This window comes from Bradyrhizobium oropedii (genome assembly GCF_020889685.1).
GTDB lineage: Bacteria > Pseudomonadota > Alphaproteobacteria > Rhizobiales > Xanthobacteraceae > Bradyrhizobium > Bradyrhizobium oropedii.
This window is the reverse complement of sequence record NZ_JACMYO010000404.1, coordinates 1-1,833: the sequence shown is the minus strand read 5'-3', so window position 1 is coordinate 1,833 and position 1,833 is coordinate 1. Positions and strand designations below refer to the sequence as shown.

Genomic DNA, 1,833 nt, shown 5'->3' with positions numbered 1-1,833 from the left:
CGCCTCCGGGCGTTACCGCGCCGGTCCCGCCGCAACCGGGCGCCGATTGCGGGCCGCGCGGTTCGTCATCCGGATCGGGCGGCAGCGGCGGCGGCTCGTCGCACAGCAGCTTCTACAGCAGCGGCTCCTCGTCGAGCGGCTCGTCCTCTTCGTCGAGTTCGTCGTCAAGCTCGTCGGTCAGCCGCGGCGGCTTCGGCTCGTTCGCGCATGCGTTCGGCTTCGGCGGTGGCTGACAAGCGCCTCACCGCGTCATCGGTGCGTCATCGCGCTTTCGCTTGCCCGGCGACCGCACCTGGTGGAAACTCGGCGCGGCTGATGGCTAAGGATCGCGTCAAGGATCGCGTCGATGAAGCGCTCTCGCCGCGTATGGCTGAAATTGATGGGAAGCGTCGCGATCGGCGCAGCGTCGATGAGCCTGACGCCAAGCCAGGCGCGCAGCCAACATCGCCACGCCGGACACAAAACCAAGCGGAAGCCCATGCAAGTGTCGCCAGCGGGTGGCTTCGGCAGCGCGCCCCGCACCATCGCCCACTACGACTATCCTTCGCATGGCGGCGGCTGAAACGAAACTGACGAGCGATCACGGTCCCCTTCATGCAACGCATCGCATGTTCCGAGCGCGACGATTGGCAAACGACCGCCGAGAACGCCGGCTTCACCTTCCATACCATCGACGGCGAACACTACTGGGACGAGCGCGCCTATTACGCCTTCACGCTCGACGAGATCGAGCGCGATATCGAGGCACCGACCGGCGAGATCGACGGGATGTGCCTCGAGCTCGCCGGACGGGCGGTCAAGGATGAGCAATATCTGCGCCGGCTGAAAATACCCCAAGCGTTCTGGGAGCTGATCGCGGCGAGCTGGCGCCGCAAGGACCCGAGCCTCTACGGCCGGCTAGACCTCAAATTCAGCGGCAGCGGCCCGGCCAAGCTGCTCGAATACAATGCAGACACGCCGACCTCGATCTTCGAGGCGGCGGTGTTTCAATGGACCTGGCTCGAGCAGGCGATCGAACGCAACATCATCCCGAAGCGCGCCGACCAGTTCAATTCGATCCACGACCGGCTGATCGAGGCCTGGACAACAATCGGCGCCAACCACCCGCTGCATCTCACCGGACTGACCGGAAATGCAGAGGACGCCGGCACGCTCGCCTATCTCGAGGACACCGCGGCGCAAGCCGGGCTGAAGACCACGCTGCTCGACATCGAAGAGATCGGGCTGCGCAGCGACGGCCAGTTCGTCGACCTCGACGAACGCCCGATCGCACTCGCCTTCAAGCTCTATCCATGGGAGTGGATGTTTCACGACGCATTCGGCAAGAACCTCAGCTCCGCGCCGACGCAATGGATCGAGCCGCCGTGGAAGGTGATCCTGTCCAACAAGGGCATCCTGCCGTTGTTGTGGGAGATGTTTCCGGGCCATCCCAATCTGCTGCCGGCCTATTTCGAGGACGACCCGCAAGCCGCGCAGCTCGGCAGCTCGTTCGTGCGCAAGCCGATCTATTCGCGCGAGGGCGCCAATGTCGAGCTGGTTAGCGCCGGCATCACGCTGGTCGCGGAGCAAGGCCCTTACGGCGCCGAAGGTTTCATCCGGCAGGCACTGGCCCCGTTGCCGAATTTTTCCGGGCAGTATCCCGTGCTCGGAAGCTGGCTGGTCGACCACACGCCTTGCGGACTGTCGATTCGAGAAGACGAAAATCCGATCACCGGCAACACATCGCGCTTCCTGCCGCACGCGATTTTGTGAGGACACGCACTATGTCTTGTCCGTCATCCTGAGGAGCGCGCAGCGCGTCTCGAAGGATCGACGGCCCGACTGTGGCCGTGC

Annotated in this window: 2 protein-coding genes and 1 pseudogene; all 3 read left to right on the top strand. The window is 64.4% G+C overall.

Annotated elements, in window-relative coordinates:
- Positions 1–233 (top strand): annotated as a pseudogene (locus H8A95_RS42855) (hypothetical protein); the annotation flags it as partial.
- 113 nt (positions 234–346) lie between these two features.
- Positions 347–562 (top strand): hypothetical protein, encoded by a 216-nt coding sequence (locus tag H8A95_RS42850; protein ID WP_229188429.1) that lies wholly within the window; start codon positions 347–349, stop codon positions 560–562.
- 32 nt (positions 563–594) lie between these two features.
- A complete protein-coding gene (locus H8A95_RS42845; RefSeq protein WP_229188428.1) occupies positions 595–1,752 on the top strand; it encodes a glutathionylspermidine synthase family protein in 1,158 nt (385 codons plus the stop codon).
- Positions 1,753–1,833 lie beyond the last annotated feature (81 nt).